This window comes from Microbacterium sp. 77mftsu3.1 (assembly GCF_900100525.1).
Taxonomy (GTDB): Bacteria; Actinomycetota; Actinomycetes; order Actinomycetales; family Microbacteriaceae; genus Microbacterium; species Microbacterium aquilitoris.
Genome location: NZ_FNCR01000003.1, coordinates 1 through 26,123, shown reverse-complemented (window position 1 = coordinate 26,123; position 26,123 = coordinate 1). Strand labels below are relative to the sequence as shown.

Sequence of the window (26,123 nt, the reverse complement as noted above, 5' to 3'; positions counted from 1 at the left end):
GCAGATTTAGGAAGTAGAAGAAATGGCTAGAGTCAAGCGGGCTGTCAACGCCCACAAGAAGCGTCGCGTCATCCTCGAGCGCGCCTCCGGTTACCGCGGACAGCGTTCGCGCCTGTACCGCAAGGCGAAGGAGCAGGTCACCCACTCGCTCGTCTACGCATACCGGGACCGTCGCAAGCGCAAGGGCGACTTCCGTCGCCTCTGGATCCAGCGCATCAACGCCGCTGCCCGCCAGAACGGTGTCACGTACAACCGCTTCATCCAGGGCCTCGGCCTCGCGGGTGTCCAGGTCGACCGTCGCATGCTCGCCGAGCTCGCGGTGAACGAGCCCGCCGTCTTCGCGTCGCTCGTCGCGACCGCCAAGGCTGCGCTGCCGGCTGACGTCAACGCCCCCAAGGCCTGACCGCGTCACCTTTCAGAAAGGGCGTCCTCTTCGGAGGGCGCCCTTTCGCGTGCCCGCCGTACCCGCGCCCTACACTGAGAACGTGCTCGAGAACCCCCGATCGCCGCGTGTCCGCGCTGTTGCGAAGCTGACCAAGCGTGCAGCCCGTCAAGAGACCGGGCTCTACCTGCTCGAAGGTCCGCAGGCGGCGAGGGAGGCCCTCGTCTGGCGGCCCGACACGCTCATCGAGTTGTATGCGACTCCGTCGGCATGGGAGAAGCACCAGGACATTCGCGATGCGGCATCCGACGCGGACGTCGATGTAGAGTTCGCGAGCGAGGCCGTGATCGAGGCGATGGCCGACACCGTGACCCCGCAGGGAATCATCGCGGTGGCCCGGCAGGTGCCGACGTCGGTGCGCGACATCTTCGCCGATGACCCGAAGCTCATCGTGATCTGCGAGGAGGTGCGCGATCCCGGCAACCTGGGCACGATCATCCGAGCAGCGGATGCCGTCGGTGCCGACGCGGTCATCCTCACCGGTCGCACCGTCGATCCCTTCAACCCCAAGGTCGTCCGCGCGACGACCGGTTCGCTTTTCCACCTTCCGGTGGCCGTCGGTATCGAACTGGCGGATGCCGCCGGTCGTGCCCGCTCGGCGGGGCTGCGGATCGTTGCCGCCGACGTCGGGGGAGCGGACTTCGTCGACCATCGCGCGACGCTCGCCGAACCGACCGCCTGGGTCTTCGGCAACGAAGCGCGCGGCCTGGACGACGAGGCGCTGTCGCTCGTCGACTTGTCGCTCCGACTCCCGATCTACGGTCGCGCGGAATCGCTGAACCTTGCCACTGCGGCGAGCGTCTGCCTCTACGAGTCTGCCTTCGCGCAACGCGCCAGTCGCGACCCCAAATGATTACGGAACTGTAAACCCCGCGCAACCAGGCGGGTCTCCGGGCGTCATCCCCCATAGGGTCGGAGCATGACCACTCCTGCTGCCGATCCTGCGCCGCGCACGTCGAACATCGACGTCCGCCGCGGCCAGCCGCTCGTCGTCCTGACGAACGTGCAGAAGCACTACGGCGACTTCCAGGCCCTCACCGACATAGACCTGTCGGTCAACCGCGGCGAGGTCGTCGTCGTGGTCGGCCCGTCCGGGTCGGGCAAGTCGACGCTCTGCCGCACGATCAACCGGCTCGAGACGATCACGAGCGGGTCGATCACGATCGACGGCGCCGATCTCCCCGCCGAAGGGAAGGCGCTCGCGGCGCTCCGTGCCGATGTCGGCATGGTCTTCCAGTCGTTCAACCTGTTCTCGCATCTGACGATCCTCGAGAACGTCACGCTCGGCCCGATCAAGGTCAAGGGCATGAAGAAGGCGGATGCCGAGAAGCTCGCCCGTGAGCTCCTCGACCGCGTGGGCGTCGGCCACCAGGCCGACAAGCTCCCCGCCCAGCTCTCGGGTGGTCAGCAGCAGCGCGTCGCGATCGCTCGCGCCCTGGCGATGAAGCCGAAGGTCATGCTCTTCGACGAGCCGACCTCGGCCCTCGACCCCGAGATGATCAACGAGGTCCTCGACGTCATGGTCGGCCTCGCCCAGGACGGGATGACGATGATCGTCGTCACCCACGAGATGGGCTTCGCCCGCAAGGCTGCTGACCGCGTGGTCTTCATGGCCGACGGGCTGATCGTCGAGGAAGCGACGCCGCAAGAGTTCTTCACGAACCCGAAGAGCGACCGCGCGAAGGACTTCCTCTCCAAGCTCATCACCCACTGAGACGTCCGCGCCCTGCACCGGCGCGACGAACGACGAACGACACGAAACCAGGAGGATCACATGCGTAAGACACGACTTGCCGGCGCCTTCGCCGGCATCGCGATCGCGGCACTCGCACTCGCAGGCTGCAACAGCGGCAGCCCGACCGCACCCGGCGGCGCTGCCGGCGGAGACGACGACACCAAGGCCCTCTGGGAGGTCGCGAGCGACGTGAAGCTCGACGGTAGCCCGACATTCGACGCGATGAGCGAGCGGGACAAGGTCGTCATCGGCGTCAAGAGCGACCAGCCGGGCCTCGGCTACGAGGATGCGGCATCCGGCGAGCGCACGGGCTTCGACGTGGACATCGCGCGTTGGATCGCCGCATCTCTCGGATTCGACGAGGACAAGATCGAGTACAAGTCGATTCCGTCGGCCAACCGTGAGCAGTCGCTCGTGAACGGCGACATCGACTACTACGTCGGCACGTACTCCATCACCGACTCTCGCAAGGAACAGATCGACTTCGCCGGTCCGTATTTCGTCACGGGGCAGGGTCTGCTGGTTGCGAAGGACAACACGGACATCACCGGGCCCGACGACTTGGCCGGTAAGGTCGTGTGCTCGGTGACGGGCTCGACGCCGCTCCAGCGGATCCGTGACGAGTACAGCCCGGGTGACACCCGTGAGTACGACACCTACTCCCAGTGCATCGACTCGCTCCTCCAGGGGCAGGTCGACGCCATCACGACGGACGAGGCGATCCTCGCCGGATACGTCGCGCAGCAGCCCGACAAGCTCAAGATCGCCGGCGAGCCGTTCAGCACGGAGAACTACGGAGTCGGTCTGCCCAAGGGCGACACGGTGCTGAAGGATCACATCAACACCCTGTTCACCGACGGTGGGGATGTCTGGACCGCGCTGTTCGACGAGCACCTCGCGCCCGCAGGCATCACTGCGACTCAGCCTGCAGTCGAGAACTGACGACGATCGGGGGCGGCACGAGCCGCCCCCGATCCCGATCCACCGGAAGGAACGCCTGTGGGCGTCATCACCGACAACCTCGACCTCTGGCGCGACGCCCTGGTCGGCACCCTGATCCTGTTCTTCGGAGGCGGCGCATTGGCGCTGGTCCTCGGCATCACCGTCGGGGCGATGCGCGTTTCCCCGGTACCGATCGCCCGTGCGGTCGGCACGCTCTACGTCAACACCATCCGGAACACTCCGCTCACCCTCGTCTTCTTCGGATTCGCGTTCGCGTTGCCCCCGCTCCTCGAGCTGCGGATCGACCCCGTCCAGCTCGGCATCGCTGCTCTGGGCATCTACACCGCGACGTACGTCGCCGAGACCATCCGGTCCGGCATCAACACGGTTCCGGTCGGTCAGGCCGAGGCCGCGCGTGCGCTGGGGCTGAGGTTCGGACAGGTCATGTCGCTCGTGGTCATGCCGCAGGCGTTCCGTTCCGTGATCCCCCCGATGATGAGCGTCTTCATCGCTCTCCTGAAAAACACGACGGTCGCCGCCGGCTTCTCCGTCGTGAACCTCGGTTCAATCCGCGCCTACCTGAGTGAGCGAGGCGAGAGCCAGATGGTCGTGATCCTCTGGGTGATGATCATCTTCATCGCTCTCGTGCTCCTGCTGTCGTGGTTGCAGCGACGACTCGAGCTCCGTTGGAAGGTGACGCGATGAGCAGCGTTCTCTATGACGTCCCCGGTCCGAAGGCCATCGCCCGCAACCGCATCATCGCGGGCGTCACGGTCTTGCTCGTCGCCGCGGTCATCGGCTTCTTCGTTTGGCGGCTCGTCGCGACGGGTCAGTTCACCGGGGAGAAGTGGTACGCGTTCACGTTCACCAACGTGTGGATCAACGTCGCCAAGGCCGCCGGCAACACGCTGCTCGCGTTCGGCGCGGCGGCTGTCGGCGCGCTCGTCCTCGGATTCGTCCTCGCGATCGGGCGCCTCTCCGATCACGCGTGGGTGAGGGCTCCGTTCACCGCCGTCATCGAGGTCCTTCGGGCGATCCCGGTCCTCGTCATGATGTTCCTCCTGTACTACGGCCTGCCTGCCGCCGGTGTGCGCCTCGAGCCCTACTGGGCGGTCGTGATCGCGCTCATCGCCTACAACGGGTCGGTTCTCGCCGAAGTCATCCGTGCCGGCGTCGAGTCGTTGCCTCGGGGGCAGAAGGAGGCGGGATACGCCATCGGACTGCGCAAGAGCGGAGTCATGCGGCTGGTACTCCTGCCGCAGGCCGTGCGTGCCATGATGCCGGTGATCATCGCCCAGCTCGTCGTCACGCTGAAGGACACCGCGCTCGGCTACATCATCACGTACGAGGAGCTCCTCTTCTACGCGCGCTTCATCGGGTCGCAGTCGACGTACGGATCGCCGATCGTCCCCGCCACCCTCATCGTCGCGGCGATCTACATCGTCCTGTGCCTCTTGCTGTCGCTCGTCGCGAATCGCGTCGAGAAGCGGCTTCGGCGATCGCCGAGCACCGCAGTGGCGGCGCCGGCCAGACCGATTGCAGAGACCACCGACACCGAGCTCATCGCAGCGCAGAAAGGCGCCGGCAAGTTCGACTCCCACGGGATCTGACGACTCACCGGCGGGCCGCACTCCCGCCCGCCGGTAGACTCGTCTCTCGTGTCCGACGCACCCGAGATCACCCCCGAGGCGGTGGATGCCGCCGTCGCTGACGCGCTGGCAGCCTTCGCCGCCGCACCCGACACGGCTGCCCTCAAAGCGGCCCGATCCGCGCACAGCGCTGAGGGTTCCCCGCTCGCGCGGCTCAACGCGCAGCTGCGGAACGTGCCGAACGACCAGAAGGCCGCGGCGGGCAAGCTCGTCGGTCAGGCTCGCGGTCGCGTCAACCAGGCGCTCGCGGCTCGAGAGGCCGAGCTCGCCGCCGCCGAGACCGCAGCGAAGCTCGAAGCCGAACGCGTCGACATCACGGCGATCGCCCCGCGCGGACGGGTCGGGGCGCGGCATCCCATCTCCCTCCTCCAGGAGGAGATCGCCGACCTCTTCGTCGGCATGGGGTGGGAGATCGCGGAGGGACCCGAACTCGAGCACGAGTGGTTCAACTTCGACGCCCTCAACTTCGCGCCCGATCACCCGGCGCGGCAGATGCAGGACACGTTCTTCGTCGACCCGGTCGCCCGCCACCTCGTCATGCGCACGCACACGAGCCCGGTGCAGGTCCGCTCGATGCTCGAGCGCGACGTGCCGATCTACATCCTCTGCCCGGGCCGGGTCTACCGCACCGACGAGTTCGATGCGACGCACCTCCCTGCCTTCACGCAGTTCGAGGGGCTCGTGATCGACAAGGGCATCACGATGGCGCACCTCAAGGGCACCCTCGACCACGCCGCGAAGGTCTTGTTCGGTGCCGAGGCGAAGACCCGGTTCCGCACCAACTACTTCCCCTTCACTGAGCCGTCCGCCGAGCTCGACCTCTGGCACCCCACCTTCCCCGGTGGCGCGCGCTGGATCGAGTGGGGTGGATGCGGGATGGTGAACCCCAACGTCCTCCGCGCCGCCGGCATCGACCCCGAGGTGTACTCGGGCTTCGCCTTCGGCATGGGCATCGAGCGGACGCTGATGTTCCGCAGCGATGTGCAGGACATGCGCGACATGGCCGAGGGCGATGTCCGCTTCAGCGAGCAGTTCGGAATGGTGGTCTGATGCGCGTCCCGCTCTCTTGGCTCGGCGAGTACGTCGATGTGGCCGAAGGCACGACCCCCGAGGATGTCCTCGCCTCCTTCGTCTCCGTCGGATTCGAGGAGGAGGACGTCCACGCGTTCGACCTCACCGGTCCGATCGTCGTCGGACGCGTCGTCTCGTTCGAGGCCGAGCCGCAGTCCAACGGCAAGACCATCCGGTGGTGCCAGGTCGACGTCGGCGAGGCGAACGGCGGCGTCCGCGGCATCGTCTGCGGCGCCGGCAACTTCTTCGAGGGCGACAAGGTCGTCGTGACACTGCCGGGGGCAGTCCTGCCCGGCCCGTTCCCGATCGCGGCGCGGAAGACGTACGGCCATGTCTCGGACGGCATGATCGCCTCCGCTAAGGAACTCGGCCTGGGGGAGGAGCACTCCGGCATCCTCCGCCTGACGGAACTAGGCCTCGACCCCGAGGTCGGGACCGACGCGATCGCCCTCCTCGGCCTCGACGACGTCGCCGTCGACATCAACGTCACGCCCGACCGCGGGTACGCGCTCTCGATCCGCGGTGCGGCACGCGAGTACGCACACGCGACCCGGGCCCGCTTCATCGACCCCGGCCTGCGCCCCTTCGAGGAGCTCGAGCAGCCCACCGGCGGGTTCGACATCACCGTCGACGATGCGGCTCCCATCCACGGCAAGCCCGGTGCGAGCGAATTCGTCGTGCGCATCGTCCGCGACGTCGACCGGTCCCGGCCGACGCCGCCCTGGATGACCGCGCGTCTGTCGCTCGCCGGCATCCGCTCGCTCGGCATCCTGATCGACATCACCAACTACGTGATGCTCGAACTGGGCAACCCGATCCACGGCTACGACCTCGACACGCTCACCGGCGGCATCACCGTCCGCCGCGCCTCGGCAGGGGAGAAGCTCACGACCCTCGACGGCAAGGAGCGCACCCTCGACGCCGAGGACCTGCTCATCACCGACGAGTCGGGCCCCATCGGCCTGGCGGGCGTCATGGGCGGCGGCAAGACCGAGATGGGGGATGCCACGCGCAACGTCCTCATCGAGGCGGCCATCTTCGACCCGGTGTCGATCGCCCGCACGGCGCGTCGGCACAAGCTGCCCAGCGAGGCGTCCCGGCGCTTCGAGCGCGGCGTCGACCCGCTCATCCCGTTCGTCGCGGCACGCCGCGTCGCCGACCTGATGGTCGAACTCGCCGGCGGCACGCTCGACACGACCACGGGCGGCGCACTCTTCGCCGAGGTTTTCGTCCCGTCCGTCGACCTCCCCGAGTCGTTCGTCAGCGGCCTCATCGGCGTCGACTACACGACCGACGAGATCGTCGGCGCGCTCGAGACCATCGGGTGCGAGGTCATCGACGCCGACGGCGGCTGGGAGGTCATCCCGCCCTCCTGGCGCCCCGACCTCACCGACCGATGGACGCTCGCCGAAGAAGTCGCGCGCCTGCACGGGCTCGATCGGATCCCGTCCATCCTCCCGACGCCTCCCTCCGGACGCGGTCTCACGGCTGCGCAGCGCGGACGTCGTCGCGTCGCCAATGCGTTGGCTGCCTCCGGCCACGTCGAGGTCGTCGCGTTCCCGTTCACGACCGAGGATCAGAACGATCTGCACGGTTCGGCGACGGGAGAGCACCTGCCCTCCATCAGGCTCGCCAACCCGCTCGATGGTCAGGCGCCCTTCCTGCGGCGTTCGCTTCTTCCCGGTCTTCTGCAGATCGCGCACCGGAACGTCTCCCGCGGCTTCACCGACGTCGCCCTGTTCGAGACCGGCACGGTGTTCGCACCGGTCGAGGGCGTCGAGTACGGCACCACCACCGTGCCGCCGCTCGCGCAGCTGCCCGATGAGGCCACGCTCGCCGCACTGCACGCATCGATCCCGCCGCAGCCCCGGCACGTCGCCGTCCTGCTGCACGGCAACGCCCTGGTGAAGCGCCCCGGCCAGTCGGCGGTCGCCTTCGACCTCGCCGATGCGCTCGGTGCGGTCCAGACGGTCGCCGCGGCGGCCGGGGTCGCGTTCGAGGTCCGCCAGTCCCAGCGTGCGGCGCTCCACCCCGGACGCGCCGGTTCGCTCTTCGTCGGGGACACCGAGGTCGGTTACGTCGGCGAGTTGCTCCCGTCCGTCGCGGAGGCCGCTGACCTGCACGGCCGTGCCTTCGTCGCCGAGCTCGACCTCGACGCGGTGCTCGCACTCACGCCAGCACCGGATGCCGCGCCCTCGCTCGCGACCTATCCGGCCGCGACGCAGGACGTCTCGCTCGTCGTGGCCGCCGACCTCGCCGCCGGCGCGGTGCGCGACGCGCTCGTCGACGGGGCCGGCCCCCTCCTCGAGGACATCCGCCTCGTCGACGACTACCGGGGTACCGGTCTGCCGGACGGCTCCAAGAGCCTCACGTTCGCCCTGCGCTTCCGTGCCGACGACCGCACGCTGACCGCCGCGGAGGCGACGGACGCGAAGCTCGCGGGCGTCGCGGTCGCGGCCGAGCGGCATGGAGCCGCGATCCGCGACTGATCCGATCACCCTGCGGGGTGTGCTGCGGTCAGCCGCGATCGAAGCGCATACCGCAGGCATCGGCATCCGCGTCGGGTGCGACGGTGCCGGTCCGCGCGAAGTCAGCCCAGACACTCCGCACCGCGCGCCCGCGCGCGTCGACTTCGGCCCAGGCGTCGGGCGGAACGAGGCTCGTCCGCGTCCAGGCATCGCGGGTTCCGAGCACCAGCGGGACGTCGACGGTGTGTCCGACTCCGATCGGACTGGACGCGGGTGCTGCCTCCAGCAGGTACCGCACGGCGCGACCGCCCGCCGCTCGGTGGCGGTCGACGAATGCCCGCACGGGCCGCGTGTAGACGACGCGGGTCAGCGGCCCCACCATCGCGCGCATGAGCAGCGCTCGGAAAGCGCGCCCCAGGACGGGAGCCCGCAGGAGCGGCGCGACCACGGGCAGCGCCGGCAGGTACATCGCGATCTCTTCGCGCGTCGTGCCGATGAGCAGGTCGACGTCCGATGCGACGGCTTGCCACGCGGCATCCCGCTGCGCTTCGGTCGGAAGGGGAGCGTGACCGTAGCGCGGACCCCACGGAAGCCCCGAACGGATGCCGAACGGCCAGGAGGCGCGCTCCGCCCCGGACTGCCGCCGCAGCACCGCATCGGTCGCGGCGTCGGGGGCGAGCGCCCGCGTCACGCGCGCCATCGCTCGGAACATGCGCTCCCGTCCGCCGGTGACGCCGAGGGGCGGGCTCTGCACGATGGCCCTGCGGATGAGTCCGCGCGCCCCCTCGCTGATCAGGAGATGCAGGATCGCGTCGGCGCCCGCGGACTGGCCCATCGCGGTGAGGGTTGTCGGATCCCCACCGAACGCGCCGATCGACGCGTGGATCCAGCGCAACGCTTCGATCTGATCCAGCAGGCCCAGGTTGGCGGGCGGTCCGTCGTGCGGATGCCTCGGGCCGGATCCGCCGCCGCCGAACCCCAGCAGCCCCAGCCGCGAGGTCACGGCGACGACGATGACGCGCTGCTCGACGACGAGCGCGCGGGGGTCGTAGATCTCGAGGTCGCCGGCACCCGTTGTGTATCCGCCGCCGTGGAACCAGACGATGACGGGAACGACCTCACCGGGATCGAGGTCCGCCGGCAGCGTGATCGACAGGCGTTGGCAGTCCTCGGACTGGCTCACACCGTCGAGGGCGCCCTCCAGGAGGGTGTCGAGGATCCGCGACGACGGCTGCGGACAGGCAGGTGCCGGAGTCACCGCGCTGAGCATTGTGCGTCCGGCCTGCGCCGCCACGGGCGCCTCGCCGCGGGCGGCGGTCGCGTAGGGGATTCCCCGGTAGCGGATGACGTCGCGGTCGCGGAGGCCCGTGACGGGCCCGGAGCGCGTCGGGATCGGACCGGGGACGGCGAGTGGCGGCATCCCGTAACGCTATCCGTCGAGGGGGCTGCTCAGCGCTTGCCCCAGTTCCACGGCGGGCCGTCCAATCGGCCCCGTCCCTCGACGGCCGTGCCGTTGCTGTACCGCTCGAGAGAGACCCGGTTGGCATCGGGTATCGCGTCGACGAGCCCGGACGCGTGCGACACCAGGATGACCTGCGTCTGCTCGGATGCCGCCCGCACGAGATGCGCCAACGGTTCGAGCAGGCTCTGGTGAAGGCTCGACTCCGGCTCGTTGAGGACCGTGAGGGGTGCGGGCCTGGCGGGCAGGAGCGCCGCGCACAGGAGCAGGTAACGGAGGGTCCCGTCCGAGAGTTCGGCCGCGTCCAGGGGCCGCAGGAGCCCCGACTGCCTGACGGTGAGTCGCAGCACGCCGTCGGTCGCCTCGACGCGCACGCGACTGCCGGGGAACGCGTCGTCGACGGCGCGATCGAGTTGATGCCCGAAGCCCATGTCGTGGACCGTGGCCCAGACCGCCGCGAGGTTCGACCCGTCGTGGGCGAGGAGCGGCGACCGCGTACCGACCTGGGGACGGCGGGCGGGGGCGTCCGCATCCACCCGGAAGTGGTCGTAGAAGCGCCAGCCGTTCATCATCCGTCGGAGCCCCAGCAGCTCCGGGGCGGTGTCGCCGTCGGCCAGGTCCGTGATGATGCTCTCGAACGGAGCGAGCTTCTGGTCGAGACTCACCCACGCGCCGTCCCGAACGCGCGTCTGCGTTCGGAGCCGGTCGATCAGAAGGGTCGCCGGCTTGGCCAGGGGGCCGGCGAAGACCTGCTCCCGCTTGATCTCGGGGTCACGGGCGAACACGCTCTCCTGGGAGATCTGGGGGATGCCGAGGTCGACGAGGTATCCGAGCTCGTCCGACGCGAACCCGAGCTGCACCGCGATCGGGCCCCGACGCACGGTGCCCTGATCGCCACCTTCCTCCGGCCCAGCCCACAGCAGGGACGGCAGACCTCCCTCGCGTGCGACGGCTCCGACGAGGTCGCCGCGCGCAGCGGATGCCAGTAAACGCAGCGCGCGGTAGAGGTTGGACTTGCCCGAGCCGTTCGGACCCGTCACGACCGTGAGCGCTTCGAGGGGCAGCACGATGTCGCGGAGGGATCGGTAACCGGAGACGGCGAGCGTGCGCAGCATCCCCTCACCCTGCCAGGTGGGGTGGACATCGCGACACGCCCGTTCGCTAGGCTCGCCGCGTGAGCGAGCAACAGAGCGTCCCCGCCCTCCATCTCTCCGGCCTGGTGAAGCAGTTCGGGTCGACTCCGGCGGTCGCCGGCATCGATCTGGTCGTACCGTCCGGCTCGTTCTACGGCCTCGTGGGCCCGAACGGGGCGGGCAAGACCACCACGTTGTCGATGGCGACGGGGCTTTTGCGTCCGGATGCGGGCGGCGCCTGGGTGCACGGGATCGACGTGTGGCGCGACCCGGTCGCTGCCAAGCGCGTGATCGGCAACCTCTCCGACGGCATTCGGCTCTTCGACCGTCTCACCGGGGAGCAGCTCATCACCTACACGGCGATGATGTTCGGGCTTCCGCGCCCGGAGATCGCGCCCCGTGTCTCCGACCTCCTCGACCTCATGGATCTGCGCCCCGCGGCCGGGACGATCGTCGCTGACTATTCGGCCGGTATGACCAAGAAGGTCGCCCTCGCGTGCGCACTGGTGCACGCACCACGACTGCTCGTCCTCGACGAACCATTCGAATCCGTCGACCCCGTCTCGGCCGCCAACATCGAAGACGTGCTGCGCGGGTACACGGCGTCGGGCGGATCGGTGATCGTCTCGAGTCACTCGATGGACCTCGTCCAGCGCATGTGCGACCACGTCGCGGTCATCGCGGCCGGACGGGTCCTCGCCGCGGGTACGGTCGACGAGGTCCGCGCGGGGCAGACCCTGCAGGACCGTTTCGTCGAGCTCGTCGGCGGCCGTCACACGAGTGAGGGGCCGCAGTGGTTGCGACAGTCCTGAAGCTCCGGTACCGGGCGCTCTTCAACACGCTCGCCCGACGGCCCTGGCAGCTCGTCGGGTTCATCTTCGGCGCCTTGTGGGGTCTCGGGATCCTGGCCTCCGTGACGGCGGGCATCATCTCGCTCAGCATCTTCGGCTCCCTCGACGCCGCGGCCGGCGTCAGCATCCTCGGGGGGAGCGCACTGATCCTCGGATGGGTCGTCGCCCCCATCGTCGCGACCGGCATGGACACTTCGATCGATGCGCGTCGCCTGGCCCCCTTCCCGTTCACGCGACGACAGACGATGCTCGCGCTCGCCGGTACGGGGATCACCGGCATCCCGGGCGTCGTCACGACGCTCGTCGCCCTGATCTCCGTCATCCTGTGGCTGCGCTGGCCGCTGGCGGCGCTCGCGGGCATCCCCGCCGCGCTCATCGGGGTCGCGATCTGCGTCGTCGCCTCGCGACTCGTGGGAGAGCTCTCCGGCGGCATGGGCGGGAATCGGCGCGGTCGGGAGCTCATCGGGACGATCGTGCTCGTGGTCATCATGCTCTCGGGCCCGCTCATCACCGGCATCCTCGCCCTTCTCGACGGGGGGACGGGGTCGTTGGGCGATCGCTTCGGCGCCGCCGCCGCCGTGCTGCCCTGGACGCCGCTCGGCGCCGCCTGGGGTGTGGCGCCGGCGCTCGCCGCGGGCGAGGGAGTGCTCGCGCTCGCTCGGGTGGCTATCGCACTCGCGACCCTCGCCGTCCTCGGGTGGGCCTGGTCCCGCGCCGTCGACCGGTCGACATCCGCCCCGCCGCGGCAGTCGAGCCGGCAGGTGGCCGCCGGCAAGCTCGGTCTGTTCGGCGTCATGCCCACCGGCGGTGTCGGTGCGACGTGGGCCCGTTCGCTCAACGCGTGGCTCCGCGACCCGCGGTACCTCCGGCAGTTGCTCGTGGTCCCGATCTTCCCGATCCTGTTCGCCTTCATCGGTGGCGTCGACGGATTCGGGTTCGCGGCGTCCCCGGTCCTCGTGGCCTTCATGCTCGCGATCGGTGGATACGCCGACATCTCCTACGACGGCACGGCGTACGCGACGGTCCTCGCGACGGGCATCCGCGGCCGAGACGACCGTCTTGGACGTCTCCTCGGCGCGGCGAGCCTCGGCATCCCTCTCGTCGTCATCGTCTCGATCGTGAGCTGCGTCCTCAGTGGGGATGCCGGGCGTCTTGCACTCGTGCTCGGCGCATCCCTGGGGGTCCTCCTGGTCGGATACGGGGTGTCGGCGGTGACGTCGGCGATGATCATCGCGCCCGTTGCGGCGCCGGGGGACAGTCCGTTCAAGAGCGTTCCCGGCCAGACCTTCGTCAGCGGACTCCTCGTCTTCGTCGTGTGGGCGGTGATCGGCGTGCTGTCGCTCCCCGTCCTCGTCATCGCGGTCACCGGCATGGTCCAAGGCCCGGCGGGTTGGGGTTTCGCGACCCTCGCGGTCGGCCTCATCGTCGGAGCCGGTGCCGCCGTCCTCGGTGTCTTCCTGGGTGGGCGGACCTTCGACCGCTCCGGACCCGAGCTCTTCGACCGCATCCGGTCCCTCCCGACGACATGAGCGACCGCGTCCTCGTCCTCGGCGGTACCGGATGGGTGGGCCGGCGGGTCGCCGCGGCCTGGCTCGACCGCGGCGCCCGCGTGACGGTCAGCGGTCGCGGCGGTCGGACGGCACCGGAGGGTGCCGAGCTCGTCGTGCTCGACCGCGCCGAACCGGACGCGTATCGCACGTTCGCCGGAACCGACTGGGATGAGATCGTCGATGTCTCCTCCGTCCCGGCGCACGTCGCCCACGCGGCATCCGCGCTCGGTGACCGTGCCGCGCACGCGACGTACATCTCCAGCGTGTCCGTCTATGCCGACGCGAGCACCCCGGGCGCCGACGAGGACGCGGGCCTGGTGGAGCCTCTCGGCGAGGACGACCCGGACGACTACGCCCGCGCCAAGGTCGCCGGCGAGCAGGCTGCCGTTGGGCTCGGCGCCCGCGTGGCGATCGTCCGTCCGGGGCTCATCGTGGGCCCCGGAGACCCGACGGATCGGTTCGGCTACTGGCCGGCGCGGTTCGCCGCCGCCGGGGCGGAGCCCGTCCTCGTCCCCGAGGCCGCCGAGCTGCGCGCGCAGGTGATCGACGTGGACGACCTGGTCTCGTTCGTCGTGGCATCGGGGGCGCGCGGGTTCGACGGTGTCGTCGATGCGGTCGGTCACTCGCACCCCCTCGCGGACGTCCTCACCGTCGCGCGGGAGACCGCCGGCCACACCGGCGAGATGCACGCCGCGCCGACCGACTGGCTCGAGCGTCACGGCGTCGCCTTCTGGTCCGGGCCCCGGTCGCTCCCGTTGTGGCTCCCGGCCGACGTACCCGGGTTCGCCGCGCGGAGCGGTGCCGCCTATCGGGCGGCGGGCGGCGGCATCCGTCCCCTCTCCGAGACGGTCGACCGCGTCCTCGCGGACGAGCGCGCACGCGGTGTCGCCCGTTCCCGCGCAGCGGGTCTCGAACGCGCCGAGGAGCTCGCTCTCATCGATGCGCTCCCGCCTGGGCGCTGAGCTCGATTTGCGACGACGGATGCCGCGGCGCTACCGTCGCGGTATGTCCTCGCCCGCGACCCTCACCGTCTCGACGGTGGTCCGCGCGCGTCGACGTCTGGGCGACCGCCGACGCTAGGCGACCCCTCCCGCTCTCCGCGCACGGCGGATCGAGCCGCAGGTGTCGCCGTCTTCGGCCCCGCTCACTCCAGACAATAAGGTTGAATCCATGACCTTCTCGGTCGCCGTCTCCGGCGCTTCCGGCTATGCGGGTGGAGAGATCCTCCGCCTCCTCGCGTCGCATCCCGACGTCGAGATCCGCACCGTCACGGCGCACTCCAACGCCGGACAGCCCCTCATCGACCACCAGCCGCACCTCCGGTCGCTCGCGCACCTGACGCTGCAGGACACGACCCCCGACATCCTCGCCGGTCACGACGTCGTCTTCCTCGCCCTGCCGCACGGTCAGTCCGCGCAGTACACCGACATGCTCGAGGGCGTTCCTCTCGTCATCGATGCCGGGGCGGACCACCGGCTCACCGACCCCGCCGCGTGGGACGCGTTCTACGGGGGTGCGTTCTCCGAGCCGTGGGCTTACGGGGTCCCCGAACTCCCCACCGGAACCGCGAAGCAGCGCGACGCCCTCGTCGGCGCGCGGCGCATCGCGGCGCCCGGGTGCAACGCCTCCACCGTCTCCCTGAGCCTCGCCCCCGGTGTCGCCGCCGGCGTCATCGACCCGGGCGACATCGTGACGGTGCTCGCCGTCGGACCCTCGGGGGCGGGCAAGAGCCTCAAGACGAACCTCCTCGCGTCCGAGATCCTCGGCACCGCCAACCCGTACGCGGTCGGCGGCACGCACCGGCACATCCCCGAGATCCGGCAGGCGCTCGCCGCCGCCGCTCCGGCCGAGACGGACATCCGCATCTCGTTCACGCCGGTCCTCGTCCCCATGGCCCGCGGCATCCTCGCCACCTCGACGGCCCCCATCGCGCCCGGTGTCACCGATGCGCAGATCCGGGGCGCGTGGGAATCGGCGTACGCCGACGAGTCGTTCGTGCACCTGCTGCCCGAGGGGTCGTTCCCGCGGACGGCCGACGTGCTGGGCGCCAACACGGCGCTCCTCGGACTCGCGATCGACCGGGCCGCCGGACGCGTCGTCGTCGTCGCCGCCGTGGACAACCTCGTGAAGGGCACCGCCGGTGCCGCGATCCAATCGATGAACATCGCCCTCGGTCTCACCGAGTCGACGGGCCTGAGCGTGAACGGGGTGGCACCGTGAGCGTCACGGCAGCACAGGGATTCGAGGCGGCCGGCGTCGCCGCAGGCCTCAAGTCGACGGGCGCGAACGACGTCGCCGTCGTCGTGAACCGCGGGCCCAAGAAGGTCGGTGCGGCCGTCTTCACGACCAACCGCGCCAAGGCCAACCCGATCCTGTGGTCGCAGCAGGTCATCGGGGACGGCGTGGTCGAGGCGATCGTCCTCAACTCCGGGGGAGCGAACTGCTTCACCGGGACCTTCGGGTTCCAGACGACGCACCAGACCGCCGAGAAGGCCGCCGAGCTCCTCGGGATCGGCGCTGGTGACGTGCTCGTCTGCTCGACCGGTCTCATCGGCACCGGTGACGAGGTCTTCCGCGGAAAGGTCCTCGACGGTGTCGCGAAGGGTGTCGCCGCCCTCTCCGCCGACGGGGGAGACGCGGCATCCCTCGCCATCATGACCACCGATTCCCGTCCCAAGCGCGCCGTCGTCTCGAAGGACGGCTGGACGATCGGCGGCATGGCCAAGGGCGCCGGCATGCTCGCCCCGGGCCTGGCGACGATGCTCGTGGTCATCACGACCGACGCCGATCTGGATGCCGCGGCCGCCGACGCCGCGCTCCGCGAGGCCACGCGGGTCAGCTTCGACCGGCTCGACTCCGACGGGTGCATGTCGACGAACGACCAGGTGACGCTCCTCGCGAGCGGAGCCAGCGGCATCCGTCCCGAGCCGGCCGCGTTCGCGCTGGCCCTCACCGAGCTCTGCCTCGACCTCGCCGCGCAGCTGCAGGGGGATGCCGAGGGTGCGAGCCACGACATCACGATCGAGGTCGTCGGCGCCGAGAACGAACAGGATGCCGTCACGGTCGGCCGCTCGATTGCGCGCAACAACCTCTTCAAGGCCGCCATCTTCGGCAACGACCCCAACTGGGGGCGCGTGCTGGCGGCGATCGGGACGACGGATGCCGCCTTCGACCCCTACGACGTCGACGTGTCGTTCAACGGGGTCCGGGTCTGCACGGCCGGCGGTCCCGACCGCCCCCGCGAGGAGGTCGACCTGACTCCGCGCGCGACGCACATCCTCGTCGATCTGCGGGTCGGCCGGGCCGCGGCGACGATCCTCACCAACGACCTCACGCACGACTACGTCCACGAGAACAGCGCCTACTCGTCATGACCGATATCCAGCAGACCACGCCCGAAGAGGCCGCCGGCAAGGCCGCGGTCCTCGTCGAATCCCTGCCCTGGCTCCAGCGCTTCCGCGATCAGATCGTCGTCATCAAGTACGGCGGCAACGCGATGGTCAGCGAGGAGTTGCAGGCCGCCTTCGCCGAGGACATCGCGTACCTCCACCACGTCGGGGTGAAGCCCGTGGTCGTGCACGGCGGTGGACCGCAGATCTCGACCATGCTCGACCGCCTCGCGATCCCCAGCGAGTTCAAGGGCGGCTACCGCGTCACGAGCACCGAGGCGATCGGGGTCGTCCGCATGGTCCTCGCGGGGCAGATCAACCCGCAGCTCGTGTCGCGCATCAACGCGCACGGATCGTTCGCGACCGGGATGTCGGGGGAGGACGCCGGACTCTTCCGGGGCCGCCGTCGCGGTGTCGTCGTCGACGGAGCCGAGCACGACCTCGGGCACGTGGGCGACGTCGTCGGCGTCGACCCGACGGCGATCCTCGACCACCTCGCCGCTGATCGGGTGCCGGTCGTCTCGTCGATCGCGCCGGACGTCGATCAGCCCGGCAGCTCCCTGAACGTCAACGCGGATGCCGCGGCTGCGGCGCTCGCCGTCGCTCTCGGCGCGGTCAAGCTCGTCATCCTCACCGACGTCGCCGGCCTCTACGCCGACTGGCCCAACCGCGACTCGCTGGTCTCGCACCTGACGGCGACGGAGCTGCGCGCCCTGGTGCCGAGCCTCGAGTCGGGGATGATCCCCAAGATGCAGGCCTGCCTCGACGCGGTCGACGGCGGCGTCGACCGTGCGGCGATCATCGACGGGCGCCAGCCGCATTCAGTGCTCGTCGAACTCTTCACACAACGCGGAATCGGAACAGAGGTGGTGGCGGGATGACCGTGCAGACGACGGTGAGCTGGAAGGACGACGCCGCACGCGACCTCGTCCTCAACTCGGGTGACCGGTTCGCTCTGCTCGTGCGCGGCGAAGGCGCGCACCTGTGGGACGACGAAGGCACGCGCTACCTCGACTTCCTCGGCGGCATCGCCGTGATCTCCCTCGGTCACGCCCACCCCGTGTTCGTGCACGCCGTCGCCGAGCAGGCCGCGACCCTGGGGCACGTCTCGAACTATTTCGCCACGCCGCCCCAGCTGGGGCTCGCGGCTCGGCTGAAGCGGCTCGCCGGCACGGGGGACTCCGGCCGGGTCTTCTTCGGCAACTCCGGCGCCGAGGCCAACGAGGCCGCCTTCAAGCTCGCGCGGCTGCACGGCGGCAGCGACCGCCCCCGCATCCTCGCGCTGAAGAACGCCTTCCACGGCCGCACCATGGGGACGCTCGCCCTGACCGGCAAGCCCGCCATGCAGCAGCCCTTCGAGCCCATGGTCCCGGGAGTCGAGTTCCTCGATTCGACGATCGAGGCTCTCGAGGAGGCCATCGACGACCGCGTCGCGGCGCTGTTCGTCGAGCCGATCAAGGGCGAGGCGGGGGTGCTCGAGCTGCCCGAGGGTTACCTCGTCGCCGCGCGGGAGATCACCCGTCGTCACGGCGCGCTGCTGATCATCGACGAGATCCAGACCGGCGCCGGGCGCACCGGAGCGTGGTTCGCTTTCCAGCACGCCAGCATCACCCCGGATGCCATCACCGTCGCCAAGGGCATCGGCAACGGCATCCCGATCGGCGCGCTCATCACCTTCGGTGCCGCGAGCGACCTCTACTACCCCGGCACCCATGGATCCACGTTCGGCGGCAATCCGCTCGCGACCGCCGTGGCGTCCGCGGTCCTCGACGAGATCGAGAACGCCGGCCTCGTCGATGCGGCGACCGAACGCGGCCGCCAGGTCCGCGACGCGGTCGGCGCGATCGGCTCCCCTCTGGTGGAGGGATGCCGCGGCCAGGGGCTGCTGATCGGTGTCGCGCTCCGGCATCCCGTCGCCGGAGCCGTCGTCGCCGCTGCCCAGCAGCACGGCCTGATCGTCAACGCCGCCAACGACTCGACGATCCGTCTCGCTCCGGCCCTCACGATCGGCGACGTCGAGATCGACGAGTTCCAGACCCTGTTCGCCCGGGCCCTCGCCACCGTCGAGGACGCCCTCATTCTCGATGACACGACCCACGACACCTCGGAGGCCTCCGCATGACCCGCCACCTGCTGCGCGACGACGACCTGACCCCCGCTGAGCAGGCCGAGATCCTCGACCTCGCGCTCGAGTTGAAGGCCGACCGCTGGAAGGAGAAGCCGCTCGCGGGTCCGCAGACCGTCGCCGTCATCTTCGACAAGTCCTCGACCCGGACGCGCGTGTCGTTCGCCGTCGGCATCGCAGACCTCGGCGGCTCCCCGCTCATCATCTCGACCGCGAACAGCCAGCTCGGCGGCAAGGAGACCCCCTCCGACACCGCCCGGGTGCTGGAGCGCCAGGTCGCCGCGATCGTCTGGCGCACCTACGCGCAGGCCGGGCTCGAGGAGATGGCGAGGGACACGCGCGTCCCCGTGGTCAACGCGCTGAGCGACGACTTCCACCCCTGCCAGCTGCTCGCCGACCTGCTCACGATCCGCGAGCACAAGGGCGAGCTGAAGGGTCTCACTCTCGCTTTCTTCGGGGACGGGCTCTCCAACATGGCCCACTCCTACGCGCTGGCGGGTGTCACCGCGGGGATGCACGTGCGCATCGCCTCGCCCGAGGACTATGCACCCCGCGAGGACGTCGTCGCCGACGCCGACCGCCGCGCCGCTGAGACGGGCGGGTCCCTCACCCTCTTCACCGATCCGAACGAGGCAGCCGCCGGTGCGGACGTCATCGTGACCGACACGTGGGTGTCGATGGGGAAGGAAGAGGAGAAGACCGCGCGCCTGCGGGACCTGGGCTCCTACAAGGTGACGCAGGAGACGATGGCGCTGGCCCAGGAGGACGCCGTCTTCATCCACTGCCTCCCCGCAGACCGCGGATACGAAGTGGACGCGGACGTGATCGACGGACCGCAGAGCGTCGTCTGGGACGAGGCCGAGAACCGCCTGCACGCGCAGAAGGCGCTGCTGGTGTGGCTGTTGCGACAGCAGTGAGGGATGCCTGGCGGAGCTGGAACGGCCCCGCCAGGCTCCACGGCATCGACCTCGCCCGGGCGCTCGCCGTGTTCGGCATGCTCGCGGCGCATCTCCTGACGATCGAGCAGGACGTCGTGCTGTCCGACCCGTCGACGTGGATCGATCTCGTCAACGGGCGATCCTCGATCCTCTTCGCCGTCCTCGCGGGTGTCTCGATCGCGCTGATGACGGGTGGACGGATGCCGCACCGCGGCGGACTGTTGAGGGTCGACCGACGTCGACTCGCCGTCCGTGCGGGCGCCGTGTGGGCGGTGGGTCTGCTGCTCACGCAGACGGGCGTCCCGATCTACGTCATCCTGCAGGCGTACGGGATCCTGTTCCTCCTCGCCGTTCCGCTGCTCGCCCTCTCCGCTCGCGCGCTCTGGGCGATCGCGGCATCCGTTGCCCTGGCCGTGCCGTGGGTGCTGCCGCTCATCGACGGTCTGCCGGTCTGGGGGTCCGACGCGGGCCGAACGCTCTTCTTCCTCACGGGGTGGGCCTACCCGTTCCCCCTCTGGATCGCCTTCGTGGTCGCCGGGATGGCGTTGGGGCGATCGGATCTCGGGAGCGCATCGATCCAGGTGACGATCCTGGCCTCGGGGGTGGCGGCGGTGGTCGTCGGGGGAGGCCCCTCGACCGTCGTCGGGGCCGGCGGCGTCGCGCCGGGCTCTTACGAGGAAGCGGTCTTCTCCGCCGAGGCCCACAGCGGCGGCCTCGTGGAGGTCATCGCGTCAGGCGGCTTTGCGGTCGCGGTGATCGGCGCGTGTCTGCTGCTCTGCCGGACGCCGGTGACCTGGCTCGTGGCGCCGCTGCGTGCCGTCGGATCGATGCCTTTGACGGCGTACGTCGGTCAGGTCCTCGCGTGGGCGCTCGTCGCTCTCGCCGTCTTCGGGGACACCACCGACCTCCGGGCGTTCCGTGACCTCGGTCTCTTCTGGTGGTTCTGCCTGGGCGCCGTGCTCCTCTGCTCCGCGTGGGCGGCGACCCTCGGCCAGGGCCCGCTCGAGCGGGCGCTCGCGTCGCTGTCGCGCCGGCTGGTGCCTCGGGAGGAGGCATCCGGCGCCGATAGGGTGGTCTCGTGAGCGAGAGCAAGAGCGAGGCGACGAATCAGGGTGCACTGTGGGGCGGGCGGTTCGCGACGGGCCCCTCTCCGGAGCTCGTCGCGCTGAGCCGTTCCACGCACTTCGACTGGTCGCTCGCCGAATACGATCTCGCCGGTTCGCACGCGCACGCGCGTGCACTCGCGTCCGCCGGATACCTCACGCCGGACGAGGAGGCTCGGATGCACGCGGGCCTCGACGCCCTGCGCGATGCCGTGCGCTCGGGCGACCTCGTCGCCGCCGAATCGGATGAGGACGTGCACGGCGCCCTCGAGGCGGCTCTGATCCGGGAGGTGGGCCCCGAACTCGGGGGCAAGCTCCGCGCAGGTCGCAGCCGCAACGACCAGATCGCCACGCTCGTGCGTCTGTATCTCCTCGATCACTCGCGGGTCATCGCGCGGGACCTGCTGAGGGTCATCGACGCGATCGTCGCGCAGGCCGAGGCGAACCCCACCGCGATCATGCCCGGACGCACGCATCTCCAGCACGCTCAGCCCGTCCTCCTCGCCCATCACCTGCAGGCGCACGCCTGGCCTCTCGTCCGCGACCTCGAGCGTCTTCGCGACTGGACCGCGCGGGCATCCGTCTCGCCGTACGGCGGGGGAGCGCTCGCGGGCGCGACGTTCGGTCTCGATGCGCAGGCGGTGGCGCAGGATCTGGGACTGGCTCGTCCGGCCGAGAACTCGATGGACGGCACGTCCGCACGCGACGTGGTCGCCGAGTTCGCCTTTGTGACCGCGATGATCGGGGTCGACATCTCGCGTTTCGCCGAGGACATCATCATCTGGAACACGCGGGAGTTCTCCTTCGTGCGTCTGGACGACGGCTTCTCGACGGGCTCGAGCATCATGCCGCAGAAGAAGAACCCCGACATCGCCGAACTCGCGCGAGGCAAGTCGGGTCGTCTCATCGGCAACCTCACGGGACTCCTCGCGACCCTGAAGGCTCTTCCGCTCGCTTACAACCGCGATCTGCAGGAGGACAAGGAGCCCGTCTTCGACTCGGTGACGACTCTCGAGGTCCTGCTCCCGGCGTTCGCGGGCATGATCGCGACGCTGCGGTTCCACACCGACCGCATGGTGGCCTCCGCGCCGGAGGGGTTCTCCCTCGCCACCGACGTGGCGGACTGGCTCGTCAAGCGGGGCGTTCCGTTCCGCGACGCCCACGAGATCTCGGGGGCACTGGTCCAGGCGTGCGAGCAGCGGGGGATCGGACTCGAGGAGGCGGATGACGCGCTCCTGACAGAGGTGTCGCCGCATCTCGATCCCGCAGTCCGTGACGTCCTGACCGTCGAGGGCTCGGTCGCGAGTCGCGACGGCGCGGGGGGAACCGCGCCCGTCCGGGTCGCCGAGCAGCGGGCGGATCTCGTCGCGCGGGCTCAGGAGCTCGCTCGGAATCTGCAACTCTGACCCGATTGTTCTTATGCCCCGTCTCAAATAAGCAAAAAGCTTATTGATACCGAGTCATAACCGACGTAGTCTGCGGGGCATGACTTCTCGCGTCGCGGTGATCGCCGACATCGTCGGATCCCGTACCCTCGCCGACCGTGCCGGCGCGCAGCGAGCGATCATCGATACGTCGCGCCAGGTGCACGACGATCATCCCGTGGCCGAGTCCCCTCTCGCGCCGACGGTCGGCGACGAGTTCCAGGCGGTGTTCCCCGGACTCGCCGCCGCGTTGACGTCGCTGTTGCTGATCCAGCTGCATCTGCCGGAGGGCATCGGACTGCGATTCGGGCTGGGTGTCGGCGCCGTCGATCCCGTCGGCGGCGACATCACGGACGGGCCCGGCTGGTGGGCGGCCCGGGCGGCCATCGACGAGGCGCATCGGCTGCAAGACCGCGCCGTGCCGCACGCGCGCACGCGTGTTGCGGCAGCACAGGGGGAGGATGCCGCCATGGTCGAACGCATGGCACTCGCCAACGCCTACCTCCTCGCGAGGGACGAACTCGTCGCGTCGATGAGCGAGCGCGCTCGCCGCCTCACCTACGGCCGGTGCCTCGGTCGCACCCAGCGCGAGTTGGCGGATGCCGAGGGCATCACGCAGCCTGCCGTGTCTCAGGCTCTGGCGAGTGCGGGTTCGGCCGCTCTCGTCGCGGGCTTCGCCGACCTGCGCGAGGACCTCGCATGATCGGTGCCGGGATCGTCCTCCTGGGCGTGGGTCTGGCGGATCTCATCCGACTCCACGCGCCGGCTCGCGGACGGGCAGCGTTCTTCGTCGTCGCCGTGCTCGCTGTGCTGATCGTGGCGTCGGGAGCGGATGCCGGTGTATGGGCTTTCGTCGCTGCCGGGACCGCCGCGATGTGGATCCTCGCCACTCCGGGCTCCGCCGGCGGCCGTGCGGGGCTGTGGCCGCTCGTCGCGGTGGGACTCGTGACACTCGGCGCGGTCGCGTTCCAAGGGGTGCGCGAAGATCAGGGGCCTCTCGGCGAACTGTGGCCTGTCACGTCACCGCTCGGCGCCGTGAGCCTCGACGTCGGCGTGTTCGTGCTCGGCTCGCTCGTCTTCCTGACCGAGTCCGGCAACGTCGTCGTCCGGGCCGCCCTCCGGGGCGGGGAGGTCGCCCCCGATGCGCCCACCGCGCTCAAGGGCGGGCGTCTGATCGGTCCGCTCGAGCGCGTCCTCGTGTTCGCGCTGACGGTCACCGGCGCGTTCACGCTCCTGGCCGCCGTGCTCGCGGCGAAGGGGATCGTGCGCTTCCCCGAGATCTCACGAGACACCGACCTCGGCACGCGAGCGGAGTACTTCCTCATCGGCAGTCTCGTCAGCTGGGTCACTGCCCTCGGCGCGGCGTTCCTCCTGTGGTGGGGCACCGCCGCCTGAGCCCTTGCCGCGGATGCCGGGGTCTGCTTGCCTCTGGTCATGGCGAAAATGGAACACTTCGAGATCCCGGTCGACGACATGCCGAGGGCGCAGGCCTTCTACAAGGACGTGCTCGGTTTCGACTACACCCCCTGGGGTGACGACATGGGGACGATCACGCAGCCCGACGGCGAGGGGACGAACGGCGACCTGCACGTGCGGGGCGTGCTGCCGCATCCCACCGTCGTCTTCACGGTCGACCGCATCGAAGACACCGTCGCGCTCGCGGTCGCCGCGGGCGGGGAGCAGATGGGCGAGATCCAGCCCCTCGATGAGCGTTCGCGATGGGTGTACCTGCGGGACTCCGAGGGCAACATCATCGGCCTGTACGACGAGGTGTCCCCGGACTGATCGGCCGGAGCCCCGCTGATAGCCTGGAGGGCGTGTCTGAATCCGTATCGAGTGCCGAACTGACGGCTCTCGCGCCCGCCAACGACCCGTCCTTCGCGAATGTGTGGGACGAGATCCTCTGGCGTGGTCTCGTGCACGTGTCGACCGACGAAGCGTCGCTTCGCGAACTCCTCTCCGGAGCGCCGATCACGTACTACTGCGGCTTCGACCCGACCGCGCCCAGCCTGCACCTCGGCAACCTCGTGCAGCTGCTCCTCCTGCGGCGTCTGCAGCTCGCCGGACACAAGCCGCTCGGGCTCGTGGGCGGGTCCACCGGTCTCATCGGCGATCCGCGGCCCACGGCGGAGCGGACGCTCAACACGCGCGAGACCGTCACCGAGTGGGTCGAGCGTCTGCGCGGCCAGGTCGAACGGTTCCTGAGCTTCGAGGGCGACAACGCCGCGCGACTGGTCAACAACCTCGACTGGACCGCTCCGATGAGCGCGATCGACTTCCTCCGCGAGGTCGGCAAGCACTACCGGGTCGGCACGATGCTGAAGAAGGATGCCGTCGCCGCACGACTCAACTCGGATGCGGGCATCAGCTACACCGAGTTCAGCTACCAGATCCTGCAGGGGATGGACTACCTCGAGTTGTACCGGCAGTACGGCTGCGTCCTGCAGACCGGCGGCAGCGACCAGTGGGGCAACCTGACGAGCGGTACGGATCTCATCCACCGCGTCGAGGGGACGTCCGTGCACGCCATCGGCACGCCGCTGATCACCAACAGCGACGGGACGAAGTTCGGCAAGAGCGAGGGCAACGCGGTATGGCTGGATGCCGACATGTGCAGCCCGTACCGGATGTACCAGTTCTGGCTCAACACGGATGATGCCGACGTCATCGCTCGCCTGAAGGTGTTCACGTTCCTGACGCGCGCCGACATCGAGGAGTACGAGCGCCTTGTCGCCGACGAACCCTTCCGGCGCGCGGCCCAGCGTCGTCTCGCGATGGAGGTGACTACGACGGTGCACGGGGTGGATGCCGCGACTGCGGTCGCCGCCGCTTCCGATGCGCTGTTCGGGCAGGGGGATCTCACCTCGCTCGACGCGCCCACGCTCCGCTCCGCGCTCGAGGAGTTGCCGCACGTGGCGACGGCCGGCGAGATCCCGGTCGTGCAAGCGCTTCTGGACACCGGTCTGGTCTCCAGTGCGAGCGAGGCGCGACGCGCGATCTCGCAGGGCGGTGTCTCCGTCGACGGTGTGAAAGTCGTCGACGAGGCACACGTCATCACGGGATCGCTGCCCGGCGGTGTCTCCGTCCTCCGACGCGGCAAGAAGACGATGGCCGGCGTGTTCGTCTCCTGACGACCGACGTCTCCCGAGGCCGCCCACCCCGACGAGGGAGGGCGGCCTCTCGCGTTCGCCCGGAAACACAGGCGACACGCCCGGGATGCGGGCCAGATTTGCCCGACTCCGGAGCGCCGCGTAACTTATTACTTGTTCGCCCCACAGGGAAGAGCGAGAGACCGGAAGGCCTCCCAGCCCCCTCAAGCGGAGAACCAAATCCATCCCAAACCTCTCCTAGAGAGAACAGGACCTCATGGTCTAGGATGGGTACTCCACCTCGAAGCCCCGTGGTGATGAGCCCGACATGATCTTCTGATCGTTTCGTGCCGTCTCGTTCGGGAGTCGAGCGAAGAGTGTGACGTTGCCTCACTACGAAGCCCTGCGGGGTGGTGTGGGAGCATCCGATCCTTGAGAACTCAACAGCGTGCACTTGTCAAATGCCAAATAACCTCGACTTCAGCTTCGGCTGAGGTGAGATTCCTTTGGATCAAAGTCCGGCTTCTTTCGGGAGGTCGGCAAACGGATAGTCAGCAATGATTTATCTCTTTGGTCAGTTCAAGCTCGCTGCTTCGGCCTATTCCGGTCGTTGTCAGTATTTTTCTTTTACGGAGAGTTTGATCCTGGCTCAGGATGAACGCTGGCGGCGTGCTTAACACATGCAAGTCGAACGGTGAAGCAGAGCTTGCTCTGTGGATCAGTGGCGAACGGGTGAGTAACACGTGAGCAACCTG

At 69.5% G+C, this 26,123-nt stretch carries 24 protein-coding genes and 1 rRNA gene; 23 read left to right on the top strand and 2 right to left on the bottom strand.

Translation table 11 applies throughout. The features are described from left to right. Positions 1-22 precede the first annotated feature (22 nt). The 8 genes from rplT (at position 23) to pheT (ending at position 8,328) form a co-directional block, all read left to right on the top strand. Positions 23-403, top strand: coding sequence for a 50S ribosomal protein L20 (gene rplT, locus BLR68_RS08630; protein ID WP_018187229.1), 381 nt, complete (start codon positions 23-25; stop codon positions 401-403). Between the two features lie 82 nt (positions 404-485). After that, entirely contained in the window at positions 486-1,295 is an 810-nt protein-coding gene (locus BLR68_RS08625; RefSeq protein ID WP_026302896.1) for a TrmH family RNA methyltransferase, read from the top strand. Positions 1,296-1,361: 66 nt separating this feature from the next. Further along, complete coding sequence (locus BLR68_RS08620; RefSeq protein WP_018187231.1) at positions 1,362-2,156, top strand: amino acid ABC transporter ATP-binding protein; 795 nt, start codon at positions 1,362-1,364, stop codon at positions 2,154-2,156. A gap of 60 nt (positions 2,157-2,216) precedes the next feature. Continuing rightward, positions 2,217-3,119, top strand: a complete 903-nt coding sequence (locus BLR68_RS08615) for a glutamate ABC transporter substrate-binding protein (RefSeq protein WP_018187232.1) — start codon at positions 2,217-2,219, stop codon at positions 3,117-3,119. Positions 3,120-3,176: 57 nt separating this feature from the next. Continuing rightward, on the top strand, positions 3,177-3,824 hold the full coding sequence (locus BLR68_RS08610) for an amino acid ABC transporter permease (RefSeq protein ID WP_018187233.1): 648 nt from the start codon (positions 3,177-3,179) through the stop codon (positions 3,822-3,824). Beyond that, entirely contained in the window at positions 3,821-4,729 is a 909-nt protein-coding gene (locus BLR68_RS08605; RefSeq protein ID WP_018187234.1) for an amino acid ABC transporter permease, read from the top strand. The genes BLR68_RS08610 and BLR68_RS08605 overlap by 4 nt, the downstream gene beginning before the upstream one ends. Before the next feature lie 48 nt (positions 4,730-4,777). After that, positions 4,778-5,818 carry a phenylalanine--tRNA ligase subunit alpha gene (gene pheS, locus BLR68_RS08600; RefSeq protein WP_018187235.1) on the top strand — a complete coding sequence of 347 codons (1,041 nt, stop codon included), beginning with the start codon at positions 4,778-4,780 and terminating at the stop codon, positions 5,816-5,818. Next, positions 5,818-8,328 (top strand): phenylalanine--tRNA ligase subunit beta, encoded by a 2,511-nt coding sequence (gene pheT / locus BLR68_RS08595; RefSeq protein WP_018187236.1) that lies wholly within the window; start codon positions 5,818-5,820, stop codon positions 8,326-8,328. The genes pheS and pheT overlap by 1 nt, the downstream gene beginning before the upstream one ends. 28 nt (positions 8,329-8,356) lie before the next feature. On the opposite strand, the gene BLR68_RS08590 is transcribed toward pheT, so the two are convergent. Together BLR68_RS08590 and BLR68_RS08585 are read right to left on the bottom strand one after the other, a co-directional pair. Further along, on the bottom strand, positions 8,357-9,727 hold the full coding sequence (locus BLR68_RS08590; protein ID WP_018187237.1) for a carboxylesterase family protein: 1,371 nt from the start codon (positions 9,725-9,727) through the stop codon (positions 8,357-8,359). A gap of 29 nt (positions 9,728-9,756) precedes the next feature. Next, positions 9,757-10,881 (bottom strand): AAA family ATPase, encoded by a 1,125-nt coding sequence (locus tag BLR68_RS08585; protein ID WP_018187238.1) that lies wholly within the window; start codon positions 10,879-10,881, stop codon positions 9,757-9,759. 59 nt (positions 10,882-10,940) lie between these two features. On the opposite strand from BLR68_RS08585, the gene BLR68_RS08580 reads away from it, so the two are divergent. From BLR68_RS08580 to BLR68_RS08510, 15 genes are all read left to right on the top strand, one after another. Continuing rightward, positions 10,941-11,711, top strand: a complete 771-nt coding sequence (locus BLR68_RS08580; RefSeq protein ID WP_018187239.1) for an ABC transporter ATP-binding protein — start codon at positions 10,941-10,943, stop codon at positions 11,709-11,711. Continuing rightward, on the top strand, positions 11,693-13,279 hold the full coding sequence (locus tag BLR68_RS08575; protein ID WP_018187240.1) for a hypothetical protein: 1,587 nt from the start codon (positions 11,693-11,695) through the stop codon (positions 13,277-13,279). The genes BLR68_RS08580 and BLR68_RS08575 overlap by 19 nt, the downstream gene beginning before the upstream one ends. Continuing rightward, positions 13,276-14,262 carry an NAD-dependent epimerase/dehydratase family protein gene (locus BLR68_RS08570; RefSeq protein ID WP_018187241.1) on the top strand — a complete coding sequence of 329 codons (987 nt, stop codon included), beginning with the start codon at positions 13,276-13,278 and terminating at the stop codon, positions 14,260-14,262. The genes BLR68_RS08575 and BLR68_RS08570 overlap by 4 nt, the downstream gene beginning before the upstream one ends. Before the next feature lie 208 nt (positions 14,263-14,470). Then, positions 14,471-15,520, top strand: a complete 1,050-nt coding sequence (argC, locus tag BLR68_RS08565; protein WP_018187242.1) for an N-acetyl-gamma-glutamyl-phosphate reductase — start codon at positions 14,471-14,473, stop codon at positions 15,518-15,520. Beyond that, entirely contained in the window at positions 15,517-16,674 is a 1,158-nt protein-coding gene (gene argJ, locus BLR68_RS08560) for a bifunctional glutamate N-acetyltransferase/amino-acid acetyltransferase ArgJ (protein ID WP_018187243.1), read from the top strand. Before argC ends, argJ begins: the two co-directional genes overlap by 4 nt. Next, on the top strand, positions 16,671-17,570 hold the full coding sequence (gene argB, locus BLR68_RS08555) for an acetylglutamate kinase (protein WP_018187244.1): 900 nt from the start codon (positions 16,671-16,673) through the stop codon (positions 17,568-17,570). The genes argJ and argB overlap by 4 nt, the downstream gene beginning before the upstream one ends. After that, entirely contained in the window at positions 17,567-18,811 is a 1,245-nt protein-coding gene (locus BLR68_RS08550; protein ID WP_018187245.1) for an acetylornithine transaminase, read from the top strand. The genes argB and BLR68_RS08550 overlap by 4 nt, the downstream gene beginning before the upstream one ends. Continuing rightward, positions 18,808-19,731, top strand: coding sequence for an ornithine carbamoyltransferase (gene argF / locus BLR68_RS08545; protein ID WP_018187246.1), 924 nt, complete (start codon positions 18,808-18,810; stop codon positions 19,729-19,731). The genes BLR68_RS08550 and argF overlap by 4 nt, the downstream gene beginning before the upstream one ends. Then, on the top strand, positions 19,710-20,834 hold the full coding sequence (locus BLR68_RS08540; protein ID WP_256335355.1) for a DUF418 domain-containing protein: 1,125 nt from the start codon (positions 19,710-19,712) through the stop codon (positions 20,832-20,834). The genes argF and BLR68_RS08540 overlap by 22 nt, the downstream gene beginning before the upstream one ends. Then, positions 20,831-22,261, top strand: a complete 1,431-nt coding sequence (gene argH, locus BLR68_RS08535; protein WP_018187248.1) for an argininosuccinate lyase — start codon at positions 20,831-20,833, stop codon at positions 22,259-22,261. Before BLR68_RS08540 ends, argH begins: the two co-directional genes overlap by 4 nt. A gap of 79 nt (positions 22,262-22,340) precedes the next feature. Beyond that, positions 22,341-22,982 (top strand): SatD family protein, encoded by a 642-nt coding sequence (locus BLR68_RS08530; protein WP_018187249.1) that lies wholly within the window; start codon positions 22,341-22,343, stop codon positions 22,980-22,982. Beyond that, positions 22,979-23,674, top strand: a complete 696-nt coding sequence (locus tag BLR68_RS08525; protein WP_018187250.1) for a hypothetical protein — start codon at positions 22,979-22,981, stop codon at positions 23,672-23,674. Before BLR68_RS08530 ends, BLR68_RS08525 begins: the two co-directional genes overlap by 4 nt. 39 nt (positions 23,675-23,713) lie before the next feature. Then, positions 23,714-24,064, top strand: coding sequence for a VOC family protein (locus tag BLR68_RS08520; RefSeq protein WP_231370949.1), 351 nt, complete (start codon positions 23,714-23,716; stop codon positions 24,062-24,064). A gap of 32 nt (positions 24,065-24,096) precedes the next feature. Continuing rightward, positions 24,097-25,410 (top strand): tyrosine--tRNA ligase, encoded by a 1,314-nt coding sequence (gene tyrS, locus BLR68_RS08515; RefSeq protein ID WP_018187252.1) that lies wholly within the window; start codon positions 24,097-24,099, stop codon positions 25,408-25,410. Positions 25,411-25,994: 584 nt separating this feature from the next. Next, positions 25,995-26,123, top strand: a 16S ribosomal RNA gene (locus tag BLR68_RS08510); the annotation flags it as partial.

Coding starts and splice junctions, on each gene's coding strand:
- rplT (WP_018187229.1), top strand. CDS start 23: ATGGCTAGAGTCAAGCGGGCTGTCAACGCCCACAAGAAGCGTCGCGTC.
- BLR68_RS08620 (WP_018187231.1), top strand. CDS start 1,362: ATGACCACTCCTGCTGCCGATCCTGCGCCGCGCACGTCGAACATCGAC.
- BLR68_RS08615 (WP_018187232.1), top strand. CDS start 2,217: ATGCGTAAGACACGACTTGCCGGCGCCTTCGCCGGCATCGCGATCGCG.
- BLR68_RS08605 (WP_018187234.1), top strand. CDS start 3,821: ATGAGCAGCGTTCTCTATGACGTCCCCGGTCCGAAGGCCATCGCCCGC.
- pheT (WP_018187236.1), top strand. CDS start 5,818: ATGCGCGTCCCGCTCTCTTGGCTCGGCGAGTACGTCGATGTGGCCGAA.
- BLR68_RS08590 (WP_018187237.1), bottom strand. CDS start 9,727: ATGCCGCCACTCGCCGTCCCCGGTCCGATCCCGACGCGCTCCGGGCCC.
- BLR68_RS08585 (WP_018187238.1), bottom strand. CDS start 10,881: ATGCTGCGCACGCTCGCCGTCTCCGGTTACCGATCCCTCCGCGACATC.
- BLR68_RS08570 (WP_018187241.1), top strand. CDS start 13,276: ATGAGCGACCGCGTCCTCGTCCTCGGCGGTACCGGATGGGTGGGCCGG.
- argC (WP_018187242.1), top strand. CDS start 14,471: ATGACCTTCTCGGTCGCCGTCTCCGGCGCTTCCGGCTATGCGGGTGGA.
- argB (WP_018187244.1), top strand. CDS start 16,671: ATGACCGATATCCAGCAGACCACGCCCGAAGAGGCCGCCGGCAAGGCC.
- BLR68_RS08550 (WP_018187245.1), top strand. CDS start 17,567: ATGACCGTGCAGACGACGGTGAGCTGGAAGGACGACGCCGCACGCGAC.
- argF (WP_018187246.1), top strand. CDS start 18,808: ATGACCCGCCACCTGCTGCGCGACGACGACCTGACCCCCGCTGAGCAG.
- BLR68_RS08530 (WP_018187249.1), top strand. CDS start 22,341: ATGACTTCTCGCGTCGCGGTGATCGCCGACATCGTCGGATCCCGTACC.
- BLR68_RS08525 (WP_018187250.1), top strand. CDS start 22,979: ATGATCGGTGCCGGGATCGTCCTCCTGGGCGTGGGTCTGGCGGATCTC.
- BLR68_RS08520 (WP_231370949.1), top strand. CDS start 23,714: ATGGCGAAAATGGAACACTTCGAGATCCCGGTCGACGACATGCCGAGG.